General features: G+C 59.5%; 19 protein-coding genes and 2 pseudogenes. 6 read left to right on the forward strand and 15 right to left on the reverse strand.

Features of this window, described 5'->3' with window-relative positions; translation table 11 throughout:
* Positions 1–334: 334 nt before the first annotated feature.
* The gene (locus H3H39_RS17710; RefSeq protein WP_182154917.1) at positions 335–928 is read right to left on the reverse strand and encodes a hypothetical protein; all 594 of its coding nucleotides are present in this window, start codon (positions 926–928) and stop codon (positions 335–337) included.
* 543 nt (positions 929–1,471) lie between these two features.
* Here H3H39_RS17710 and H3H39_RS17715 point away from each other — a divergent pair.
* Positions 1,472–2,773: pseudogene (locus tag H3H39_RS17715) on the forward strand (IS3 family transposase); the annotation flags it as partial.
* A gap of 157 nt (positions 2,774–2,930) precedes the next feature.
* On the opposite strand, the gene H3H39_RS17720 reads toward H3H39_RS17715, so the two are convergent.
* Positions 2,931–3,674: a substrate-binding periplasmic protein gene (locus H3H39_RS17720; RefSeq protein WP_182154919.1), complete on the reverse strand. Its 744-nt coding sequence runs from the start codon at positions 3,672–3,674 to the stop codon at positions 2,931–2,933.
* A gap of 178 nt (positions 3,675–3,852) precedes the next feature.
* Here H3H39_RS17720 and H3H39_RS17725 point away from each other — a divergent pair, with 178 nt between their 5' ends.
* Positions 3,853–4,542 (forward strand): TetR/AcrR family transcriptional regulator, encoded by a 690-nt coding sequence (locus H3H39_RS17725; protein WP_182154921.1) that lies wholly within the window; start codon positions 3,853–3,855, stop codon positions 4,540–4,542.
* 1 nt (position 4,543) lies between these two features.
* Here H3H39_RS17725 and H3H39_RS17730 read toward each other — a convergent pair whose 3' ends face one another.
* The 8 genes from H3H39_RS17730 to H3H39_RS17765 all read right to left on the reverse strand — a co-directional run bounded on the left by H3H39_RS17730 (position 4,544) and on the right by H3H39_RS17765 (position 15,885).
* Positions 4,544–5,554: an AraC family transcriptional regulator gene (locus H3H39_RS17730; RefSeq protein WP_182154923.1), complete on the reverse strand. Its 1,011-nt coding sequence runs from the start codon at positions 5,552–5,554 to the stop codon at positions 4,544–4,546.
* Between the two features lie 67 nt (positions 5,555–5,621).
* On the reverse strand, positions 5,622–7,466 hold the full coding sequence (locus tag H3H39_RS17735) for an acyl-CoA dehydrogenase family protein (RefSeq protein WP_182154925.1): 1,845 nt from the start codon (positions 7,464–7,466) through the stop codon (positions 5,622–5,624).
* Positions 7,466–8,650, reverse strand: coding sequence for an acetyl-CoA C-acyltransferase (locus H3H39_RS17740; RefSeq protein ID WP_182154927.1), 1,185 nt, complete (start codon positions 8,648–8,650; stop codon positions 7,466–7,468). Before H3H39_RS17740 ends, H3H39_RS17735 begins: the two co-directional genes overlap by 1 nt.
* Before the next feature lie 24 nt (positions 8,651–8,674).
* Positions 8,675–10,783 (reverse strand): 3-hydroxyacyl-CoA dehydrogenase NAD-binding domain-containing protein, encoded by a 2,109-nt coding sequence (locus H3H39_RS17745; RefSeq protein ID WP_182154929.1) that lies wholly within the window; start codon positions 10,781–10,783, stop codon positions 8,675–8,677.
* A gap of 43 nt (positions 10,784–10,826) precedes the next feature.
* On the reverse strand, positions 10,827–11,594 hold the full coding sequence (locus H3H39_RS17750; RefSeq protein ID WP_182154931.1) for an SDR family NAD(P)-dependent oxidoreductase: 768 nt from the start codon (positions 11,592–11,594) through the stop codon (positions 10,827–10,829).
* A gap of 167 nt (positions 11,595–11,761) precedes the next feature.
* Entirely contained in the window at positions 11,762–12,946 is a 1,185-nt protein-coding gene (locus H3H39_RS17755) for a thiolase family protein (protein WP_182154933.1), read from the reverse strand.
* 49 nt (positions 12,947–12,995) lie between these two features.
* Complete coding sequence (locus H3H39_RS17760; protein WP_182154935.1) at positions 12,996–15,017, reverse strand: NADPH-dependent 2,4-dienoyl-CoA reductase; 2,022 nt, start codon at positions 15,015–15,017, stop codon at positions 12,996–12,998.
* Between the two features lie 100 nt (positions 15,018–15,117).
* A complete protein-coding gene (locus H3H39_RS17765) occupies positions 15,118–15,885 on the reverse strand; it encodes an enoyl-CoA hydratase (RefSeq protein ID WP_182154937.1) in 768 nt (255 codons plus the stop codon).
* Positions 15,886–16,108: 223 nt separating this feature from the next.
* Here H3H39_RS17765 and H3H39_RS17770 point away from each other — a divergent pair, with 223 nt between their 5' ends.
* The gene (locus tag H3H39_RS17770) at positions 16,109–17,089 is read left to right on the forward strand and encodes an NAD(P)H-dependent flavin oxidoreductase (protein ID WP_182154939.1); all 981 of its coding nucleotides are present in this window, start codon (positions 16,109–16,111) and stop codon (positions 17,087–17,089) included.
* 10 nt (positions 17,090–17,099) lie between these two features.
* Here the strand turns inward: H3H39_RS17770 and H3H39_RS17775 are convergent, their stop codons facing one another.
* The 3 genes from H3H39_RS17775 to H3H39_RS17785 form a co-directional block, all read right to left on the reverse strand.
* The gene (locus tag H3H39_RS17775; protein ID WP_182154941.1) at positions 17,100–17,675 is read right to left on the reverse strand and encodes a TetR/AcrR family transcriptional regulator; all 576 of its coding nucleotides are present in this window, start codon (positions 17,673–17,675) and stop codon (positions 17,100–17,102) included.
* Positions 17,676–17,951: 276 nt separating this feature from the next.
* Positions 17,952–18,545, reverse strand: coding sequence for a 2-hydroxychromene-2-carboxylate isomerase (locus H3H39_RS17780; protein ID WP_182154943.1), 594 nt, complete (start codon positions 18,543–18,545; stop codon positions 17,952–17,954).
* Between the two features lie 21 nt (positions 18,546–18,566).
* Positions 18,567–19,307 (reverse strand): SDR family oxidoreductase, encoded by a 741-nt coding sequence (locus tag H3H39_RS17785; protein WP_182154945.1) that lies wholly within the window; start codon positions 19,305–19,307, stop codon positions 18,567–18,569.
* A gap of 204 nt (positions 19,308–19,511) precedes the next feature.
* On the opposite strand from H3H39_RS17785, the pseudogene H3H39_RS27970 reads away from it, so the two are divergent.
* From H3H39_RS27970 to H3H39_RS17810, 3 genes and pseudogenes are all read left to right on the forward strand, one after another.
* Positions 19,512–20,419 (forward strand): annotated as a pseudogene (locus H3H39_RS27970) (IS256 family transposase); the annotation flags it as partial.
* A 68-nt stretch (positions 20,420–20,487) separates the two neighbouring features.
* Entirely contained in the window at positions 20,488–21,261 is a 774-nt protein-coding gene (locus H3H39_RS17805) for a DeoR/GlpR family DNA-binding transcription regulator (RefSeq protein ID WP_182154950.1), read from the forward strand.
* 33 nt (positions 21,262–21,294) lie between these two features.
* Complete coding sequence (locus H3H39_RS17810) at positions 21,295–22,434, forward strand: MFS transporter (protein WP_182154952.1); 1,140 nt, start codon at positions 21,295–21,297, stop codon at positions 22,432–22,434.
* Positions 22,435–22,557: 123 nt separating this feature from the next.
* Here the strand turns inward: H3H39_RS17810 and H3H39_RS17815 are convergent, their stop codons facing one another.
* Positions 22,558–22,893 (reverse strand): fatty acid desaturase, encoded by a 336-nt coding sequence (locus H3H39_RS17815; protein ID WP_255462672.1) that lies wholly within the window; start codon positions 22,891–22,893, stop codon positions 22,558–22,560.
* Positions 22,890–23,132 carry a hypothetical protein gene (locus H3H39_RS17820; RefSeq protein ID WP_182154956.1) on the reverse strand — a complete coding sequence of 81 codons (243 nt, stop codon included), beginning with the start codon at positions 23,130–23,132 and terminating at the stop codon, positions 22,890–22,892. The genes H3H39_RS17815 and H3H39_RS17820 overlap by 4 nt, the downstream gene beginning before the upstream one ends.
* Positions 23,133–23,135: the final 3 nt, after the last annotated feature.

The raw sequence follows: 23,135 nt of genomic DNA on the forward strand, positions 1-23,135 counted from the left end.
CTTATTGACAAATTTTTCCGAGTTACGGATGTCGCCGTTTGAATATTCTCGCCAGCACCGCCACCTATTCTCGTGAAGCGCCGCCACCTATTCTCGTGAGGTGCAGCCACTGATTCTTGAATCGCCACGACTACCGTAGACATTCCTGAGCCATAATTTAGGCAAAGGAGAAATCATGAGTGGGAAGCGTTATATTGAGATGTTTTACAATCCGAAGCGCCGGCACGGATTTAATGACAGGCTTTCGCCAGCAGAGTTTGAGCAAAGGCATTTTGAACGGCACAAGGGTGTCTAGCAGACTCGTGGCGATTCATTTGGTGTCCTCAGCCACGCCTTAGTTCCTGCCGGTAGTATTTGCACTTGCTTCTTGTCTATCGACGGCTGGTAAACGCACCGCAGTTGCGCCATAAAAAGCGCTGCGGCGATTCTCGACGTAACTGCATGGGTCGGCGGGCAGGATCCAGGTTGCTACCATTCGAAATCTTCCTGCTGCGCTCGGTTCTAGATTGACCATGTCTCTGGCTGCCTTTATAGCTTTCAATATCCGCTCATCGGCTTCAGCCGACAGTCGCTGTGCGCCGCCAAGGAGCAGGGCAATGGTCAGTGGCTGGACGTTTAGAATGTTCGCAAGGGCATCTGCAAACGTGAAGTCTTTGCCAATACCAGCACGCGCGGGATCACATCGATCGCGAACAAGTTGCGAGAGGAATGAAAGTCCATCCTCCGCTTGAAGTCTGGCCGCATCAACCACCATCACGCGCATGCCGCCAGCCTCTAACATTGGCGCCAAGTCCCAAAAGAATTGAGCGGACTCATCGGTTGAGGGCAGTTGAACAAACACGCCGGAAGCCATCCCCATATGAAGCGGGCCAGGAAACAGTAATTCATCAGCTATTTGACTTGGGCTTAGCGTAAAGGGGTTTCTCATGAGTCTCTCGAAGAAGCGAAACGATCAGCTTCAAACAGGCGAGCCGCCGCTGTCAGCTCAACAATATGTTGGCGCCCTTTTATATCCAAGGCCACGAGGGGTCGCTTTATTACTTTAGGAATTATCGCATTCATACCCGTGCTGGTGGGGGGGAATCGTCTTGAAAGAGACGAGTATGGCGGCACATTGTGCACCCCGCTATTGAATTGATAGCCGGATCGATTCGTTTTCACAATGATACGATCCACTCAAGCTTCCCTGTAAGCCCTTGCTGCTGCTAGAACTAAACTAGATTCGTCGGCTTCAATTGCTTCAAGGGGTGTTCGGCGGCCTAAGGATAGCCGCACGCCAGTAAAGAATTGCCACTTGCTGGCCCCGGGGAGGTCGCTTAATTCTCTACTCACCGCCTCAAGTAGTTCCCGATTTAGACGCCGTGATGCGTAGAATCGCGGATATAACCTTTTGCCATCGTCAGCATTCAGGGAAAAGATACGGTAGCTTGTTTCCTCATCGACGATAACTTGCGGGGTTACTCCTAACAGCTCTGCTACCCGCCGGGCGTTGGGATATCCCTCGCGACAAAAGCTTTCCGAGTGGGTTGGCGAACGCTATCCAGAAACTAAGAAAGCCGTTGTTGGCAAGGTGAGCAAACCGGCAGCCTCATTGGACTCGAAGCGCGCAGCTGTCTACGAGCTGTGTACGCGCGAGGGAAATGCGCAGGACATAGCCTCAAAGCTGGACGTCGCCCGCGTGACGCTGTACAACTGGAAGAATCAGTTACTTGGCCGAGAGGCCCCGGCATCCATGAAACGAGAAAAGGGCCCGCCATCAGAATCGGACCGGAACGATTTGGAGCAACAGGTCGCGGCGCTCCAAGATGAAATTCGCAATCTGAAGCTGGAACACGACCTTCTTACGAAAGCGAATGAACTCCTAAAAAAAGATCTGGGCGTCGACCCGCGACTCCTGAGCAACAAGGAGAAGACGATGTTAGTTGACGCCCTGAGAGAGGAGTATGCCTTGCGAGAGCTGCTTGATCGGCTCGACTTGCCGCGCAGCTCTTATTTCTACCATCGGTCCCCGTTACGCGTTGCCGATAAATATGCGGAAGTACGTCCGGCGATCACCGAGATCTTCGAGGATGCCCATCGCTCCTACGGCTATCGGCGGATTCAAGCTGCGTTGAACAGGCAGCGCGTGTTTATTTCGGAGAAAGTCGTGCGACGCCTAATGAAGCAAGCGGGCCACATTGCGGCCAGGCCAAAGCGCCGCAGGTATCGTTCTTATGTTGGAGAAATCAGTCCCGCCCCAGAGAACCTCATCAATCGCGATTTTCAAGCGACGGCTCCCAACGAAAAGTGGCTCACGGACATCTCGGAATTCCATATCCCGGCAGGGAAGATTTATCTGTCGCCGATGATCGACTGTTTCGATGGCATGGTCGTTAGTTGGTCGATTGGCACAAGCCCTGATGCAGAGCTAGTGAACACTATGTTGGATGCGGCTATCGAGACCGTGACCGAGAGTGACGAGAAACCGATCGTCCATTCTGATCGTGGTGGTCACTATCGATGGCCGGGCTGGTTAGCTCGGGTTGCTGGTGCGAAGCTGACGCGATCAATGTCGCGCAAGGCGTGCTCGCCCGACAATGCAGCTTGCGAAGGTTTCTTCGGCAGGCTGAAGACGGAGATGTTCTATCCTGGGGACTGGCGGTCGACGACGATCGAACAATTCGTGGATGTGCTCGATAAATACATTCGCTGGTACAACGAAAAGCGCATCAAGAGCTCTCTTGGCTATCTGAGCCCGATCGAGTATCGTGAAAGCTTGGGGTTAACGATGTAAACCAGTCCAAGAAAAGGTCCGCATCCCCTTCGCGCCCTTCACACCTTCGCCCCAGCCTCGGACGACTTGTCCGACGTCCGGCGGGAAGCTGAAGAGTGCGCGTCTGGCGGGAGCATCGGGATGGTGAGCAAAAGCGCAGCCTTCCCTGGGCCGGCCTTCAATTGGCAGGTACTCCGCCCGCATCAGGAATAGAATAGTTATACGCTCGCAATATACGTGCATAGTTGCCATCACGTCTCATCGACTCGAATGCCTGGCGCCAGATCTTCACGCGCTCCGGGTTCATATGCCGCGGGCCTCCGAAATAAATACTGTAGTCCCCGAGCACAGCACCAAACTTCCAGGCCGAATGCTCTTTAAAGTGAGATTGCGCATACAGCATGGTTCCGTAGCCAACAACCCATGCGTCAATGCGCCCTATCGCCAATTTGCGAACATTGCTCTCGACGCTAGCCACGGATTGAATGTTGCTAAATCCCAGACGGTTGGCCGCATATTCCGCAGCCCCGCCAAGAACAACGCCTATACGTAGATTACGGGCTGCCTCAACAGAAGAAATGTCCACCCCGGCGTCCGCGTTGGCTACCAACACAATACGGTCGTCCAGCAATTTGAACAGCCACGTATATTCAGCCTGCCGGCTCTCGGTATAAAGAAGGGTAGTCAGTGTATCGGCATTTCTACGCGCCAGCTCAGCTTGTCTGCGTGTCGGCATGGGATTAACCGTGCCACTATGCCCCACGCGCAGCGCGGCCTCGTGCACTATCTCATACAGGACGCCCTTCGTAACGCCATCTTCAATGCAAATAAAAGGCATCACGTTGGCCACCAGCAGGGTTTCTTCCGAATATGCGCAGGTCGTAAGCAGTGCCAGTGAATAAGCGCAAATGATGTGTAGCATCCTCATCATTTAATTGTAGCCCATGACAGGGATTCGGCCAAGCAAACGGCATTCGGCATCACCAATTCCTTTACATAACGATCGTGATTCTTTAGTATTGCGATAGCCGTTATGTTAAATATCAGAACAGGGCCGTTACCTAGAGAACGGCCTTCGATCAATACGAAGGGGTTCAGTCGTGCCAATTCCCGCCACACCGACCTGCATGCCGGCAGACAGTACAAACAGCAACAAGGTCGGACGGCCCCGCAAGATAGAAGCGCATGCACGCCAGCGGCACTTGCTTGCAGTCGCGACGGAACTATTTACCACTGCCGGCTACCACGCCATCAGCCTGGCCCGCATCGCCAGCGAAGCACGGGTAGCGGTGCGCACCATCTACACGACTTTTGACGGCAAAGCGGGACTGTTCCACGCCATATTGAACGACGGCATGTCGTGCTTCTTGGACGATAATGAGCTACTTGACCCGGCGGCCGGCAACATGACACAAGTACTAACGCGATTTGGCTGGCGTTACCTGTGCTTGATGGCCAATCCAGACATGACACGCATGCGCTACCTGGCCCTGACCGAGGTTGGACAGGGCGACGGAATGAAGGACGCGCGAGGAATGGACCAGGTACATTTGCTGCTGGCGCGGTATTTTAGTGATGAAAAAGTACGCCGGGAGCTGGCGCCGGACGTGCCTGTGGACCATCTGCCTGATTTCTTCCTGGCGTGCATCGCGGGTAGTTACCTGCGCCCGGTCAATACCCCAGTGCCTGTCGAAGAAAACGCGTTGCGAAAGCAACTGCATGCGCGGGTCGCGCTGTTCCTCCGCGCCGTGATGGCAAGAGGCGGCTGGCAAGCCATAACTCCGAGATAAGTCAATCATCCCTGATTTGCCGGTAGGCGCCAGGAGTTGCGCCGGTCCAGGCGCGGAATGCCCGGTGGAATGAGGACACTTCGCCGAAACCCAGCTCCTGCGCAATGTCGAACATTGTCGCGTTCGAGTTGTTCAAGAGCTCGACCGCCAGATCGCGCCGCAAATCATCCCTGACTTTCTTGAAAGACGTCTGTTCGGCTTCCAGCTTGCGGCACAAGGTGCGCGCGGACATATGCAATGCCTCCGCGATCTCGTCGACAGTCATATTGCCGGCCCCCATCTTCATCAACTGTTCCCGCACCTGGTGCGTCACCAGGGAATCTTTGAAGGAGACGAATATCCAGTCCCTGGGCAAACGCGCGATGAAAGGCTTGACGTCGCGGGGAATGCGCTGAATGCGCAAGCTCAGTTGGTCGCTGGCGAGCACAATCTGGCTTGCGGGCTGGTTGAAAAATACCGGCCCGGGGAACAGGTTTTGGAACTCTTGCGCATAAGACGGCCTGTCGAACGCAAAATCAACCCGGAGCAGCCTGACTTCACGCCCCACCAGCCATGACGCCAGCCCATGGATCACCTTGAGCACCATCTCGATCGCCATGGTCTTGCAGCGTCTGCCGCCCGCAGGTTCCTCGATGACTATGCGGCTGATGTCCGGGCTATGGATAAGTTCTATTTGAAAATCATGGACCGCCAACCGCAGGAACCGCGTATACCGGTAGAGGGCGACGCCCATCGTCGGCGCGTTAATGATGCTCAGCACGCCAAACTTCAGCGCACCGCCCCTGACCGGGTGGGACAAGAGTTTGGGCAGTTCGTCATCGTATTTCTCGGCAAGCAGCCGGTACAAAGCAACGAACTGGTCTTCGGTAACGCGGCCGCCCGGTTCCCTTAAAACATCGTCCGCAATGCCAGCCTGCTGGCGCAGGCTCACGGCATCGTCGCCGGCGGCTTCGGCGGCAGCGAGAAATGCATTAACGAATCCTGATGAGAGCGTGAGCGAAAGCTGACCCATGATGTCTTCCTTGGGGCTTCAACCGCTGATCCGTACGAAATCCGCACGGATCAACGGATTGTACGCCTTAGACCGCTTCTACCGGAAGATCCAGCCACAGCCGGTCGCACTGCTCCACAGGACGCAGCCACGCCTCGACCAGCGGCAATTCGTGCAGGACGAAGTACCGGGCCGCCGCCACCTTGCCTTCGACAAAGCCCGATGAACGCCGCCCGCTGCTCTCGGCTTGAACCGCGGCGCGCGCAACGTCGAGCCAGATCCAGCCCATGACCACGTGGCCGAATGCCCGCAGGTAAGCGGTCGCATTGGCCAGCGCTTCCGGCGCGCTGCCGCTTGCCCATGCACGGGCGGTCGCGTGTTCGAGGCGTAGCAAGACGCGGCCCAGTTCATCCGCCAGCGGTTGCATTCGCGCCAGTTCCGACGCGGCCGCAACCGAACCACGCATACGCTGCAATAACAACCGGAACGGCCCGCCATTGTCCATCACCACCTTGCGCCCGAGCAGATCCATCGCCTGAATGCCATGCGTGCCTTCGTGGATCATGTTGAGCCGGTTGTCGCGCCAATGCTGCTCGACCGGGAAATCGCGTGTATAGCCATAGCCGCCCAATACCTGGATCGCCAGGCTGTTAGCCTCGACGCACCACTCGCTTGGCCAGCTTTTTGCAATCGGCGTCAATACTTCCAGCAAGGCTTTCGCCTCCAGTGCGGCGTCGCCCATCCCGGTGCGCTCTTCGTCCACCAGGCGGCTGCACAACAGGCACAGGGCCATGGCGCCTTCGCTATAGGCTCTCTGTGCCACCAGCATGCGCCGCACGTCGGGATGCTGCTCGATCAGCACGGGCTGCTGCGTCGGATTCTTTGCCGCACTGCGTCCGGGCTGGATCGGCCGCCCCTGCGACCGCTGGAAAGCGTATTCCCGCGATTCCAGGTAGCCCGCCATCCCCAGCATCGCCGCGCCGAGGCCGACTTGGATGCGCGCCTCGTTCATCATATGGAACATGTATGTCAAACCCAGGCCCGCATCGCCGATGCGGTACCCCACCGCGCCGCCGCCCTCGCCATAGTTGAGCAAGGTATTGACCGTGCCGCGATACCCGAGCTTGTGGTTGAGTCCTGCCAGCGCGACATCGTTGCGCTCTCCGGTCAGGCGTCCTGCCGCGTCGACCTTGAACTTGGGGACGATAAACAGTGAAATACCTTTGGTCCCCGCCGGCAAGCGTCCTTCTGCATCGGGAATCTTGGCCAGCACCAAGTGGACGATATTTTCGCCCATGGCATGCTCGCCTCCGGAAATCCACATCTTGCGGCCATTGATGCGGTAACGCGGCCCGAGCGGATCGGATTCATAGCCGGCGCCGTCCGGCTCGGCGCGGGTGGCGATGTCCGACAGGCTGGAACCGGCTTGCGGTTCGCTGAGGTTCATCGTGCCATACCACCGCCCCTCGAACTGCGGGTGGGCGAACACGCGGCGCTGCTGCTCCGAACCATGGGCCATCAACAGGTTGGCGTTCGCCACCGTCAGCATCGAATATGCCCGGATGCCGATGCTGGCCGCGCTGAAGAAACTGTTGGCGGCCATTTCGACAGTGCAAGGCAACTGCATGCCGCCGATGTCAGCATCTTGCGCGGCGGCCAGCATGCCGGACTCCGCATACGCCCTGCATGCCTGTTCCGTGGCGGCGGGCAGGCTGACGTGGGCCCCGTCAAAATGCGGTTCCTCGGTATCGGCCAGGCGGTTGAACGGTTCGAAGCGTTCCGCTGCCAGGCGTTCGCACAGATCCAGCACGCCGGCAAACGTCTCGGGACCATGGTCGGCAAAACGCGGGCGTTCGCAAAGACGACCGATTTCCAGCCAGTCATTCAGATAAAAGTCGAGCGTATAGCGGATGACAGCGTAGTCGATTGCCATCACAGCACCTCGAACAGCGCGGCGGCGCCCATACCACCGCCTATGCACATGGAAACAACCGCATACTTCGCCTTGCGGCGCTGTCCTTCCAGCAAGGCGTGCCCGACCAGCCGCGCGCCCGTCATGCCATAGGGATGGCCGATCGAAATGCCGCCGCCGTCGACGTTGAACAACTCCGGATCGATCCCGAGCTTGTCACGGCAATACAGCGCCTGGCAGGCGAAGGCTTCGTTCAACTCCCACAAGCCGATATCGCCGACCGTCAAACCATGCCGCTTCAGTAGCTTGGGAATCGCGTACACCGGTCCGATACCCATTTCTTCGGGCTTGCAGCCGGCCACCGCCATGCCGCGATACAGCCCCAATGGCTGCAGTCCGCGGCGCTCGGCCAGCGCGCGGTCCATGATCACGCATGCCGACGCGCCGTCGGACAACTGGCTGGAATTGCCCGCGGTAATGACGCCGCCGTCGGTGATCGGCTTGAGCGCCTGCAGTCCCGCCAGTGTCGTGTCCGGCCGGTTTCCCTCGTCCCTGGACAGGGTGACGTCCTGATATGAAACGGCACCGGTCAATTTGTCCACCACCGCCATGCTCGTGGCGATCGGTACGATTTCAGCGTCGAAGCGGCCCGCCTGTTGCGCGGCCGCGGTGCGGCGCTGCGATTCGAGCGCATAACTGTCCTGCGCCGCGCGGGTCACCGCATATTTTTGCGATACGAACTCTGCGGTTTGCAGCATGGGCATGTAGGCATGCTGCGCGCGCATCACCACGTTGTCGTCCCGTTCGCGCGCCGCCCACTCGAAGTAAGGCGTCTGTACGGCGGAAATATTCTCCTGCCCGCCGGCGACGACGATCTCCATTCCATCGACCATCACTTGTTTGGCGGCGGTCGCCACCGCCATCAGTCCGGATGCGCACTGGCGGTCCATGGTTTGCCCCGCCACCCCGGCCGGCAGGCCCGCCGCGAGCGCGCCAAGGCGGGCCACGTTCATGCCCGCCGTGCCGGCATTGAGCACCGAGCCGATGACCACATCCTCGATTTCCGCCGGGTCGATCGCGGAGCGTTGAACCGCATGCGATATCGCGTGGCCAAGCAAGGTCGGGGACTTAATATTGTTCAGTGCTCCACGGTATGCACGCCCGATCGGCGTGCGCGCGGTGGAAACGATGACTGCTTCTTTCATGATGTTCTCCAAAAAAGGGGTTGTTTATGCGGTACGCGTCCACTTGCTCAACGGTTCTCCGGTTTCAGCGAGCCGCGTGAGTAGGGATGACGGAGTCCAGTATCCAAAAGCATCGCCGCGCACTCGCGCATAGTGGCGCAGGCGCTGCGCGATCTTCGTCAGGCCGGTCTGCTCCGCCATGAACATCGGCCCGCCGCAGTGGTCGGGGAATCCATAGCCGGCGGTCCAGACCACGTCGATATCGCCGGGACGGTAGGCGATGCCTTCATCCAGGATGCGCAAGCCTTCATTGATCAACGGATAGAACAGCCGCTCGACGATTTCCTCGCCGCTGATGTCCGTACGGCGGGCGACGCCATGCATGTCGCCGAGCGCGCGCGCGAGCGCGGAAAACTCGGGATCGTGGACCGGGGTGCGTCCGTCATAGCGGTAATGGCCGGCGCCGGTCTTCTGCCCATACCGCCCCAGCTCGAACAGCTTGCGGACCACGGCACGGTAGGCCGGATCAGCCGGCAGTTCGCCAGCTTTGCCTCGTTCGATCACCACCTTGGCGCCGACGTCCACGCCCGCCATGTCGATCATCCGGCACGGCCCCATGGCCATGCCGAGCGCTTCGGCGGCGGCGTCGATTTGCTTCGGTTCAGCTCCCTCCATCAGCAGGAATTCCATCTCGCGCAAATAGGGCTCCAGCATACGGTTGCCGATAAAGCCAAAGCACACGCCCGAGACCACCGGAGTCTTGCCGATGGCTTTCGCCAGCTTCATTACGGTAGCCAGGACTTCCGGAGCGGTATCGTCGCCACGCACGACTTCCAGCAGCCGCATCACGTTGGCGGGACTGAAGAAATGCATGCCCAGCACGCGTTCGGGGCGGCCGGCCGCCCGGGCCAGCACATTGACGTCCAGGGTGGACGTGTTGGTGGCGATAATAGCGCCCGACTTGGCGACACCTCCAATCCGGGCGCAGACTTGCTTCTTGAGCTCGAGGTCTTCGAACACGGCTTCGATGATGAGGTCGCAATCGGCGAGCGCGGTGTATTCCAGCGCGCCTGTCAGCAGGCCCATACGCTGCTCGACCTGCTCCGCGGTCAGTTTGCCTTTGGCGGCGCTGGCCATGTAATTCTTACGGATCAAATCCAGCCCGCGCTGCAATGCCGCCTCCGTGGTATCGAGCAGCACCGTCGGGATGTTTGCATTGACGAAGTTCATTGCAATGCCGCCGCCCATGGTGCCGGCGCCCACGATGCCGACCCGGCGCACGGCCTGCGGCGCAGTGCTGTCCGACAGACCAGGAATCCTGGCGGCTTCGCGTTCGGAAAAGAACAAATGCCGTAGGCTCTTCGATGTGGCCGAGCCGAGCAGCGTGGCGAATTCGCGCGCTTCGACCTGCTCTCCGTCCATAAAACTTCGCTCGACGGCCGCTTCCACGCACCGCACGATCGCGACACGGGCCGGATACTGGGGCTTCCTGGCTGCGTCCGTGACGTATTGCGCAAAACCGCCATCGGGCGGGACTGGGGCCGCCAGCGCGCTGGTCCTGCGCAACGCCGCACGGGTTGCCACCAGTCGCTGTGCGCTTGCCTTGCCGGCCGCGCGCGCCTCTCCTTCGCAGACTTCGTCGATCAAGCCATCCTGCAATGCCTGCTGTACCCCAGCCATGGCGCCGCTCAACATCATGCCGAGCGCCGCGCCGGCACCAAGCAGGCGCGGCAAACGTTGCGTTCCCAACGATCCAGGCAATAGTCCGAGTTTGACTTCGGGCAGACCCAGTTTCGTACCTGGTTCCGCGACGCGCCAGTGGCAAGCCAAGGCGAGTTCGAGACCGGCGCCCAGCACCGTCCCATGCAATGCGGCGACCACCGGCCTTTCCGACGCTTCGATCCGCGCCAGCAAGCGGTTGTACGCCTGGGGATTGAAATCACTGCTGTCGAACCAGGCGATATCAGCCCCGGCGACGAAGGTGCGCCCGGCGCAATAGATCACCAGCGCGTCAAGGCTGCCGCGCTCTTCAAACTCGGCAAACGATGCTTCAAGTGCGGCGACCACGCGGGGAGAAACCGCATTCACCGGACGGTTATCGATGCGGATCAGCCCTATGCTGCCTTCCTGCACAAAAGTAACGGGAGAATTCATTTTGTCTTTTCACATTCGAGGTAAGTCACAGCCGGCCACCGGCTTACATCCAGGCTAGCGCCTGGCCGCCATCCACGGGAATCGCCGCTCCCGTCATGTACCGTCCCGCATCCGACGCCAGCAGCAGTGAAACGCCGTCCAGGTCTTCAGCCTTGCCGAAGCGCTTCATCGGCGTTCTCCTGATCAGCGCCTGCTCGAACGCCTTCAGGCTTTCCTGCATATCGGTTTCGATATTGCCCGGGCAAATGGCATTGACCCGGATGCCTTTCGACGCCAGCTCGAGCGCCATTACCCTGGTCAATTGAATCAGCGCCGCCTTGGACGCCCCATAGCTGGACAGCATTCCACCGGCCCGCAGGCCCGCCGTCGATGCGATATTGATGATGGCACCGCTGCCGCGCATGGCCATGCGACGCGCCGCTTCCTGCGCCACCAGCATCGCGCCTTTCAAATTCGTGTCGAACAGGCGTGCGATCTCCGTCTCTTCCTGCTCGAGGAAGGGCTTTTGATAAATCATCCCCGAATTGTTGTACAGGACGTCGATTCCTGCGCCGAAGTGGCTTTCCGCTGCCTGGAAAGCGGAGGCGATGGAAGCGCTGTCCGTCACGTCGAGATACACGCCCACGGCGCTATAGCCATGCTGACCCAGCTCCGCGACGGCCCGCTCTATCCTGTCGCGGCGCCGCGCCGCCAGCGCGACCTTCGCCCCAGCCTGCGCATACACATTCGCGATATGCAAGCCGATGCCGCTGGAAGCACCGGTAACCAATACAACTTTCCCAGATAAGCCAAAGAGGGCTTCGATATCCATAAGATTGATCATTCCCTGAACGAGTGACTGACATCCCGGCGTGAACGCAGCCGGGTTTTCCTTAAGCCATGAGCTTGGATTGACTGTAAAGGAGCGTCCAGAGCATGTCATTGGCAATCAGCGCCGCACCATTGGCAAATTCCGCCACATGGCGCAGGCGCCCGCCATCAGACGCGTTCCAGGCAGAGCGCGATCCCCTGGCCACCGCCGATGCACAGCGAGACCACCGCCTTGCGCGTGCCGGTGCGTTTGAGCGCGTGCGCCACCTTGGTGGTCAGGATGGCGCCGGTGGCACCGATCGGATGGCCGTGTGCAATGGCGCCGCCGTCCACGTTGAACTTCGCCGGGTCGATCTTCAACTCGTCGCGCACCGCGATGGCGATCGCCGCGAACGCCTCATTGACTTCGAAGCGGTCCACCTCATCCACCGTCCACCCGGCGCGGGCCAGGGCCAGGCCGATTGCCGGCAATGGCCCCAGGCCGAAGTATCCCGGCTCGACACCGGCCACGCCGATGCCGCGCACCGCCAGCATCGGTTCCAGGCGGTATTCACGGGCCAGGTCGGCATCGCATATGATCATCGCGGCCGCCCCGGCATTCACGCCGGGTGCGTTGCCGGCAGTGATGGTGCCGTCGGGACGGAACGCGGGCTTGAGCCTGGCCAGCGATTCCACCGTGGTATCCGGCCGAACCGACTCGTCCGCCGCAAACGTAGTGACAGCCCCCCTGGCGCCTTTCAGGGACAATGGCTCGATCTCCGCTTCCAGCCAGCCGGCCGCCTGCGCCGCCGCGAAGCGCTGCTGGCTCTGCGCCGCGAAAGTATCCTGCGCCTCGCGCGAGATGGTAAACTTCTGTACTAGGTCTTCCGTATGCCAGCCCGAGTGCTTGCCCGAGAACGAGTCATTCAAGCCATCCGCCAGGATTGCATCGATCGCCTCGGCATTGCCCATACGGGCGCCGGAGCGCATGGCGGGCAGCAGGTATGGCGCACGTTCCATGTTTTCCATGCCGCCGGCAATCACGATGCGCGACAACCCGCTGGAGACTTCCGCATAAGCGGTGGCGACGGCCTGGGCGCCGGAACCGCACACCCGGTTGATCGTCATGGCCGGCACGCCGACGGGCAGCCCTCCATGGATGGCCGCCTGGCGCGCAATATTCATGCCGTTGCCGGCTTGCACCACATTCCCCATCACCACGCTGTCGACCAGCGTCGGATCCAGCCTTGAGCGGCGCAAAGCTGCGGCAATGGCATGCGCACCAAGCACCGCGGCAGGCGTGCTTTTCAGCGAACCGCCAAAGCTGCCGATGGCGGTACGGACAGGGGAACAGATAACGATTTCTTTGCTCATGTTGATATCTCCTGATTAGTAAACTTAAAAGGGAAGTATTGGCCACGCTTCAAATTATTGCCGCCAGCCGCGCGCCTTGGTTGATCGCCCGCTTCGCGTCGAGTTCCATGGCCTGGTCGGCGCCGCCGATGAGGTGCGACGCCAATCCCAGCTGCTCCAGCTGTTGATGCAGGGTGCGCTGCGGGTCCTGGCCGGCACAGACAATCACGTTATCGACCTCCAGCACACCGGGGCGGCCATCCGACATGATGTGCAAACCGGCGTCATCGATCTTCACATAATCCACACCGGCGATCATTTCGACCTGCTTGTGCTTCAAGACGGTTCGGTGTATCCAGCCGGTGGTCGCGCCCAGTCCGTCCCCGACCTTGCTGGTCTTGCGTTGCAGCAGGTAGATCTTGCGCCGTGGCGCCGTGCGGAGCGGCTTGCGCAGGCCGCCCGGGTTGCCGATAGTACCGTCGATCCCCCATTCATCAAGGAACAGGGGCAAATCCACGCTGGGGCTGGTTCCCTCATGCGTCAGGAATTCCGCTGTGTCAAACCCGATGCCGCCGGCGCCGATAATCGCCACGGTTTTTCCCACCGGCTTCCTGTCGCGCAGGACGTCGAGGTAGCTCAACACCTTGGTATGGGTGATCCCTTCAATGGCAGGCATGCGCGGAACGATCCCGGTGGCCAGCACGATTTCGTCAAACGCTTGCGCCGCCAGCTCTTGCGCGGAAATGCGCCGGTTCAAACGCAATTCAACGCCCGTCAACTGAACCTGCTTGTTGAAGTAGCGTATGGTTTCATGGAATTCCTCTTTCCCGGGAATATGCTTGGCAATGTTGAATTGCCCGCCCACCTCGGCAGACGCGTCGAACAGCGTGACCTGGTGGCCGCGGCCCGCCGCCACAGTTGCAAAGCTCAAGCCTGCCGGCCCCGCGCCAACCACGGCGATTTTCTTTTTGGCGGCGGCCGGCAAATAGTTCAGTTCCGTCTCATGGCAGGCGCGCGGATTCACCAGGCAGGAAGTCACCTTGCCGCTAAAGACATGGTCCAGGCATGCCTGATTGCAGCCGATGCAGGTGTTGATCTCATCGGCGCGCCCGGCGGCGGCTTTGGCGACGAAGAAGGGATCGGCAAGGAAGGGGCGCGCCATGGAAATCATATCGGCGCAGCCGTCCTCCAGGATTTGCTCAGCGACTTCCGGCGTATTGATCCGGTTGGTCGCAACCAGAGGAATTGATACCACGCCCTTCAGTTTTTGCGTGACCCAGGCATAGGCCCCGCGCGGCACCGAGGTGGCGATCGTTGGAATCCGGGCTTCATGCCATCCGATACCGGTATTGATGATCGTGGCCCCGGCCTGTTCGATCTTTCGGGCAAGCAGCGCGACTTCGTCGAAAGTTGATCCGCCATTGACCAGGTCCAGCGCCGAGAGACGGTAAATGATGATGAAATTGGTTCCGGTACGCTCGCGTACGCGCTGCACGATGTCGACCGCAAAGCGGATACGGTTCTCGTAGCTGCCACCCCAGCGGTCGGTCCTCAGGTTGGTACAACTGGCGATGAACTCGTTGATCAGGTATCCTTCAGACCCCATGATCTCCACGCCGTCGTATCCGGCCTGCTGGGCCAGCCACGCGCAATGCGCATAGTCGTCGATGGTCTTCAGTACTTCCTCATCGCTCAGCGCACGCGGCACGTAGGGACAGATCGGCGCCTGCAGCGCGCTCGGCGCTACCAGATGTGGATGTTTCGCATAGCGTCCGAAATGCAGGATCTGCATGGCGATTTTCCCGTTCTCCGCATGGACCGCATCGGTAATGACGCGGTGATGCGAGGCTTCTTCCTCCGTATTGAGTTTTCCGCCGACCATGAACGGAATGCCCTCTTCGTTGGGCGAGATGCCGCCGGTCACAATCAGTCCGACCCCGCCTCTGGCGCGTTCGGCATAAAACGCGGCCATGCGCTCATAGCCGCCTTCCAGTTCTTCCAGTCCGACGTGCATGGAACCCATGAGAACCCTGTTGCGCAGGGTTGTAAAGCCGAGGTCCAGGGGCGTGAGGAGATGAGCGTAATTTGACATATCGGTGTTCTTTCAGTAATAAAACGAACGTTCGTGATTTTATAAATGAATATAGATAACGATCGTTATCTTGTCAAGCTCGTGACTACAGTCCACCGCCTCAGTTGAACGCGGAAAAATCCGGCGCGCGCCGCTCAAAAAATGCGCTGAACGCTTCCTGCGCTTCACGTGACTTCAGCCGTTCGGCAAAGGCCAGGCACTCCAGTTCAATGCGCACATCGACCGCCTGTTCACGGTGTTCCAGCATCAGCGACCGAGTCAGGCGCACGGCGGCCGGTGGCATCGCGGCCAGTTTGGCGGCAGCCGCCAGCGCACGCGGCAGCACCTCGCACGGAGGCAGCACGTCGTTGACCAGGCCCCAGGATTTTGCCTGCTCCGCCAAGCATGGCTCGCCGAGCAGCAGCAATTCCGCGGCGCGCCGGTGGCCGACGCTGGCCGGCAGCAGCAGGCTCGATGCGAATTCGGGGCACAGACCCAGTCTCACGAAGGGGAACTGGATGCTGGCGTTCTGTCCCGCGTAAATCAGGTCGCAATGCAGCAGCACCGTTGCGCCGATGCCGACCGCCGGACCATTGACCGCAGCCACCAGCGGCTTTTCCAAAGCGACAACGGCGTGTATGAACGCTTCAGACGGACGGTCCGGCTGCCTCCCTTGGTCACCGGCAAACTCCGCCAGGTCATTCCCGCTGGTGAAAATCTCTTCGGCGCCATGCAGCAGCAGCGCCCGGATATCGGCGCGAACATTGACTGAGGCCACCAGCCGCGCCAGTTCCAGGTACATGGCGCCGGTAATTGCATTCTTGCGCTCTAGCCGGTTAAAACCGATCCGAAGCACTCCATTTTCCACCACACTGACGATTTCCTCCATGCCATTTCCCCACCGGACTTCCGCCGAATTAAAGAACGAACGTTATCTCAAAAGGCGGAACTTGGTCAAGAATGCGTTGCTGCGCGAATTATTAGCGATTGACACGCCTTAGCCATTGCAGTATCGTGGCTTTAAATAACGATCGTTCTTTCATTAAATCGACAGTGTTCTTTCGAAGCGCCGCGCCCTCCTCCTTATCACTTACCTGCTTGAGAACTAAACCATGAAAACCCGCATCACCGAACTCTTTGGCATTCAGCACCCCATCATCCAGGGCGGCATGCATTACGTCGGCTTTGCCGAACTTACGGCAGCCGTATCGAACGCAGGCGGACTTGGCTTCATCACAGGCCTGACACAAAGAACACCGGAACTGCTAGCAAAGGAAATCGCCCGCTGCCTCGACATGACTGACAAGCCTTTCGGTGTAAATCTCACCTTCCTGCCAACGTTCTCGGCGCCGCCCTACCTGGAATACATCGCAGCGATTAAAGAAAGCGGCGTGCGCATCATCGAGACGGCGGGCCGCAGTCCCGAGGAATACATGCCGGTCATTAAAGCCGCTGGCATCAAGGTGATTCACAAGTGTACTTCGGTGCGCCACGCGCTAAAGGCCGAGAACATCGGATGCGATGCGGTCAGTGTGGACGGCTTCGAATGTGGCGGCCACCCCGGGGAAGACGACATCCCCAATATGATCCTGCTGCCGCGCGCCGCTGAAGAGCTGAAGATCCCGTTCGTGGCTTCCGGCGGCATGGCCGATGGACGCGGCCTGGTGGCAGCGCTGGCCCTGGGTGCGGAAGGTATAAACATGGGAACGCGTTTCGTCGCGACGAAGGAAGCGCCGGTGCATGAAAACGTGAAACGCGCCATCGTCGAAGCAACGGAACTCGATACCCGCCTCGTGATGCGACCGCTGCGCAATACCGAGCGCGTACTCAGGAACGCGGGCGTCGAAAAGCTGATCGAGATCGAACGCGAAAAGGGCGCCACGCTCAAGATCGGGGACATCTATGAACAGGTCGCCGGCGTCTATCCCAAAGTCATGGTCAACGGCGAAATGGATGCGGGCGCCTGGAGCTGTGGCATGGTGGCCGGCCTCATCAGAGACATTCCATCGGCAAGGGAGCTTATCGACCGCATCATGGCCGAGGCGGAAGAACTGATACGCGGCCGTCTCGGCGCCATGACCGACCGCGCCTGAGGGGCCTTGCTTACGCTGAATCCTTATGCAACAGGGCGTTCTCCAGGAACCCCTTGCCGGCATTCAGCACTTCCCTTCTGGTCTTGTCCGACGCCATCGCGCGCGCCAGCACAATGGTGCCGATCATCTGGGCAATCGCTGCCCAAGCGGCTTTGTCGTCGCCCACCTGCTCTGCCCAGACGCCGTGAACGCGCCTGGCGGCGGCTTCAAAGATCTTCCTGGTCGGCTTGTCCGCCCGCGCGATTTCCGCGCCCAGGCTGGAGGCAACGCAGCCGCTCTCCGGATGCTGGACGTGCCCCCAGTTCAGGTAACTCTTGAGTTGCCGCGCTATCCATTCATCTTCGGATTCCCCTTCCACCTTGTCGACAAACATGAAAAATCCGTTCTCGACTTCATGCTTCAGTAGTTCGGAAAACAGTTCATTTTTCGAACTGAAGTGATTGTAGAACGCGCCGCTGGTCAATCCCGCAGCCGCGACCAGGGCATCGACCCCCGTGATCGAAAAGCCCTTCTGCTTGGACAACGAAGCCGCCGTTTGGAGCAGGTGTTTCCGGGTATCCGCTTTGTGCGTTGCAGAATAGCGCATGGTGAACTCCGCCTGAAAAGAAGAATGGATGAAACTCGCCAGCGCAGTATCGCCCGCGCTTGACTTCGGTCCGATTATAGCATAACGATCGCAACTTATTTATGCCGGTGCCGCGCATTCCGCCGTCCACAAAAAAATGCCCGGGAATCACGCAGATGCCCGGGCATAAGCCTAAACCAGTGGTGCCACCAATCTAAGCAGGGAGAAAACTGGCCGGCGGCATCTCATCCGAAGCACGAGGTATCGGACCGGATAGGCTCGCGCTCATCTCCGTAGTCACGCCAGCAATGCTTCGCGGACGAAGTCGAGGCGGTCCTGGCCGAAGTACATCTCGCCGCCAACGAACATGGTGGGTGCGCCGAACAGGCCGCGCCCGACCGCCGCTTCCGTATCGGCGCGCAACTGTTCCTTGACTGCCGGATCCTGAACCAGCGCCAGGAAGTCTCGCGAATCCAACCCTGCCCGCAGCAGCACTTGCGCCAGCACGGCAGGATCACCCAGGTTCGCGCCTTCGGCCCACATCGCGCGGAAGATCGCCGCCACGTACGTATCGAATGATTCAGGCTTGCGCATCCAGTAGCCGACCGCGCCGCGCATCAGTTGCAGGGTATTGACCGGAAAATGCGGATTGTTCACGAACGGCACGCCGTAGCGCGCCGCATAGCGCTCCATGTCCCGCCGCATCCATGCCGCCTTGCGCGGCACTTGGGCCGGCGATTGATTGCCCGTGGCCTGAAACACCCCGCCCAGCAGAACAGGATGCAGGCGCAGCTCCGCGCCCGCCGCGCGTGCTATCCCCGACAACTGGGTCCACGCCAGGTATGACGCGGGACTGCCGAAATCAAAATAGAAATCCGCGTGTCTACTCATGCTCGCTCCTCCATGGCCCACCTACCACTTCTCTATCCATGGACGCAGGTCCAGCTCATGCGTCCAGGCGTCGCGCGGCTGCACATGCAGGTGCCAGTAATTGTCGGCGATGTGGTCCGGGTTTAGGATGCCTTCCTGGGCTTTCAGCGCATAGCGCTCGGGGAAATTGTCGCGGATGAAGGCGGTGTCGATGGCGCCGTCGACCACCACGTGCGCCACGTGGATATTGCGCGGCCCCAGTTCGCGCGCCATACTTTGCACCAGTGCGCGCAGCGCGAACTTGGCCCCGGCGAAGGCGGCGAAATTGGCCGAACCGCGCAGGCCGGCCGTCGCTCCGGTAAACAGGATGGTGCCGCGTCCGCGCGCCACCATGCGCCTGGCGACTTCCCGGCCCGTCAGGAAAGCGCTGAAGCACGCCATTTCCCAAATCTTGAAGTACTTGCGCGCAGTCTCTTCCAGGATGCTGCACGGCACATTGGCGCCAATATTAAACACCATCACCGCGATCGGCGCGATCTCGCGCTCGATTTGATCCACCAGCGCGACTACCTCTTCTTCCTTGCGCGCATCCGCCCCGAAGGCGACCGCCTCTCCGCCGGCAGCCTGGATTTCCTCCACCAGCGGCCGCAGCTTGTCTGCGCTACGGCGCGTCACGCACGCGACCATACCTTCCCGCGCAAAACGCCTGGCGATCGCGCTACCCGTAGCGTCGCCCGCGCCGACTATTAGCGCCGCCCGCTTGCCGGCCTGCCCGTTCTCCATGCCACCTCCTTTACATAACGCTAGTTATGTAAAGGAGTATTGCGTCCGTCATTTAAAAAGTCAAGCGAAATTGGCTGCAAGCACCCGCCGACCAGGGCATGTGGCGCTAAGGCTTGAGCAATGACGAGGTGGCCATCGTGATTCCTGAGTAGGTTGGGGTTGGGGTTGGGGTTGGCAGACCTTAACCACTCGGATGTAGTCACGATGACCACGCCCACCGCCCTGGCTTTGACGGAGCTCGCCGCAAGGGGCGCTGATGCCGATTTCATCAAACAAACGCTTCAATTCGCCTTGCAACGCCTGATGGACATGGACGTCGAGGCCCTGTGCGAAGCGGCCAACGGCGAACGCAGCGAGGAACGCGTCAACAGCCGCAATGGCTAACGCGAAGGCACACTTGAGACGCACGCTGGCACGCTCGGCCTGAAAATCCCCAAGCTGCGTAGCGGCAGTTATTTCCCCGACTCCCTGGAATCACGCCGCACCGCGGAGAAGGCGCTCACGGCCGTGATCCAGGAAGTCTACATTCAAGGCATCTCGACCCGCGCCATCGATGAGCTAGTCCAAAGCCATGGGCATGAGCGGCGTGTCCAAGAGCCAGGTGTTGCGACTGTGCGAGGAGATCGACGAACTCGTTCAGGCATTCCTACAACGTCCTATCGAGGGTGACTGCCCCCCCATGGATCGACGCGACCTACGTCAAAACGCAACAAGCCGGCCGGGTCGTGTCGGTCGCCGTAATAATCGAGGTGGCCATCAACACTGACGGCGTACGTGAAATCCTCGGCATCGCCACTGGCGTCTCCGAAGCCGCCCCGTTCTGGACCGAATTCCTGCGCAGCCTGACCCGGCGCGGCCTGTGCGGTCTCAAATTGCTGATCTCCGATGTCCATGAATGGCTCAAGGCAGGCGTCGTCAAGGTCCTCAAGAGTGCTTGGCAACGTTGTCGCGCGCTCTTGCTGCGCAACGCGCTGGCGTACACCGCCAAAGGACAGCGCCAGGCCGTCATGGCCATGCTCAACACGATCTTCATGCAAGACAACGCGGAGGCGATCAGCGCAGAGTGGCGCGTCGTGTGCGATCAACTGCGTGCGAAATTTCCCAGGCGGGCCGACATTACATTGAACGTGCATAAACGTGCAACGTTTACATTCTCATTCATGCATAGTAGTATCTGTTCATGAACGAAATTCCCATCGCCAGACGCGACGTCATCACCTCTCGACTCGATAAGGGCTTGCCCGTCGTAGCGGCCGAATTAGCAATCGAGTTTGGCGTATCAGAAGACGCCATTCGTCGTGACCTTCGCGCACTTGCTGCTGAAGGCCTCTGTCGTCGCGTATATGGTGGCGCATTGCCTGCCTCCCCCGCGTCCACCCTGATGGCAATCAGGGTGGATGAGGCGCGCGGCAGGAAAGACCCCTTGGCGCTTGTGGGAGCATCCCTGGTCAAACCTGGCCAGCTAATTTTTCTGGATAGCGGCAGCAGCAATCTGGCGGTTGTACAGTTCCTGCCAGCGGACAGTCGTATTACGGTTGCCACCAATTCCATTTCGATCGCATCTGAGGTCATAAAGCGCAAAGATCTTCAGTTGCTGATGATCGGCGGCATTGTGGACCCGCATGTTGGTGGTTGTGTTGACGCTGGCGCGATCACAATGGTTTCGGCGATGAACTTCGACCATTGTTTCATTGGTGCTTGCGCGGTAGCAGCTGCAACCGGCGTATGCGCGTTTAACATGGCCGATTCGCTTTTCAAAAAATCACTGGTGACCTCTGGCCAGCATAACGTGATGCTGGTAACGAGCGAGAAACTTGAAACGCGAGCGCCATATCGCATTAGCGCTATCAACGACATAGACCATTTCATCGTCGAGTTCGATGCACCCGATGATAAGGCACGGCTGTTAGCACAAGCCGATACCACAGTTCTCAGGGCCGCTGCGCCGATCTGACCCCGTCACACCGTCAACCTTAAGGAAAGTATAGTGCGCTCTGCCGATAGTCCCGCAAGCCGTCTTGCGACACGTTTACTATTTTTGGTAGCTGGCTTCGGCTATTCATGCTGGGCACCGCTGGTGCCATTCACTAAAGCAAACCTTGGGCTAGATGAGCATGTGCTAGGCCTTTTGTTCCTCTGCATTGGGATCGGTTCCATCTGTGCAATGCTCCTCACCGGCCCGCTGACGATGCGTTTTGGCAGCAAGCCAATCATCGTCGGCAGTGGATTCGGTTTTGCTGCCTCCTTGGCATTACTGCCCCTGTCCGATACAACGTTCACGCTCGGGCTCAACTTGGCGGCCTTCGGCGCTACGCTGGGTGCGCTAGACGTTGCCATGAATCTACACGCCGTTGAAGTTGAGCGCGCGGCTGACAAGCCGTTGATGTCCGGCTTTCACGCTCTTTTCAGTATCGGCGGTTTCGCCGGCTCGGCCTTCATGACTTTCCTGCTGTCCAAGCATTTCGAAATTCTGAACAGCACGCTGCTGTGCGCAGCACTGATGGCATTGGCGATGTTCATGGCCACGCCTCGACTGCTTAAGGGCAACGAGCGTAAGGAACGGCCAATGTTCGTACTGCCACGCGGCCTCGTGCTGGCAATTGCAGCGCTGGCCTGCATTACTTTCCTGGTGGAAGGGGCGCTGCTGGATTGGAGCGCTCTGCTGATTACTGAAAATGGTTTATTCCCGGTGGCACAAGGTGGCACTGGCTACATCTTCTTCTCGGTCGCCATGACCGTAGGCCGACTAACTGGCGACACTATCTCCAGCCGTATTGGCGATCATAAAACCATGCTCTGGGGCGGCGTCATTGCCCTCTCCGGTTTCGTTATTCTGCTTACTGCCTCAACGGGTGTTATCGCACTGTTGGGCTTCGTATTGATCGGCTTGGGTTGCTCCAACATCGTGCCAGTCCTGTTCAGGCGCGCAGCGACCCAAAAGGCCATGCCGCCAGGACTCGCGGTGGCCGCCATATCCACCACCGCTTACGCGGGAATCCTCGCGGGCCCGGCCAGCATCGGATTCGTCGCAAAGGCCGTCGGCTTACCCATCGCTTTCTGGATGCTGGCTGGCTTGCTTGCTCTTGTACCTTTCTTTGCAAACGTGGTCACGGCCAATCGGCATTAAGTAAGAGCGCCAACTACAGTGAGTTCATCGGTATTTCGCTTGCGCGCGGGCGTATCGCGCGCACTTGGATAAAGCAAATCTATATCCGTCAATGGAGGAGACTCAGTGGCAAGTAGTTCAACGTCAGTCAGTTTCGCGCTCGCGCGGTTCCGGCTCCATGAGTTTCCAGACCCTGGTATGGTTGTATGCCAGCGTGGTGGGCCAGAGATGGTGTATCAAGTGGTAGTTGTGCCACTGCATCAGTAAATTCAGGATTCCCTCGCTGCCCAGGCGCATGATGGTGCCTGCTGTCAGGTTGTCCGTGGTCGGTCCGGCGCTGGTGATATGCGCGACCTTGCCGCTTTCATCTCCATCCAGGTGCGGCAGCCACAGGAATACAACTGCAATCAGCCCGCACACTATGCGTGTTGGTATGAACCACTGCATCAGCACGTGCCAGCCATAGCCGTGGTCGATCAGCCAGCCCGCACCTCCAAGGCTGTGGCGATCATATTGGGCAGTGCTCGTAGCATGACTTTCCTGCTGCGCGGATCATTATTGGTCAGGTTGTACCATGCGTAGCTGAAGTCAAACCTCATCCAGCGCAGTGGCAGCGTCAACCAGCTTCCGTGAATGTAATTGTCGGGGTCTTGAGGATCGTTGGTGAAACGGTGATGCATCATGTGCGAATAGCGGCACAGTTCCAGCGTGGTACCCATGGT

Source organism: Rugamonas apoptosis (assembly GCF_014042355.1).
Taxonomy (GTDB): Bacteria; Pseudomonadota; Gammaproteobacteria; order Burkholderiales; family Burkholderiaceae_D; genus Rugamonas; species Rugamonas apoptosis.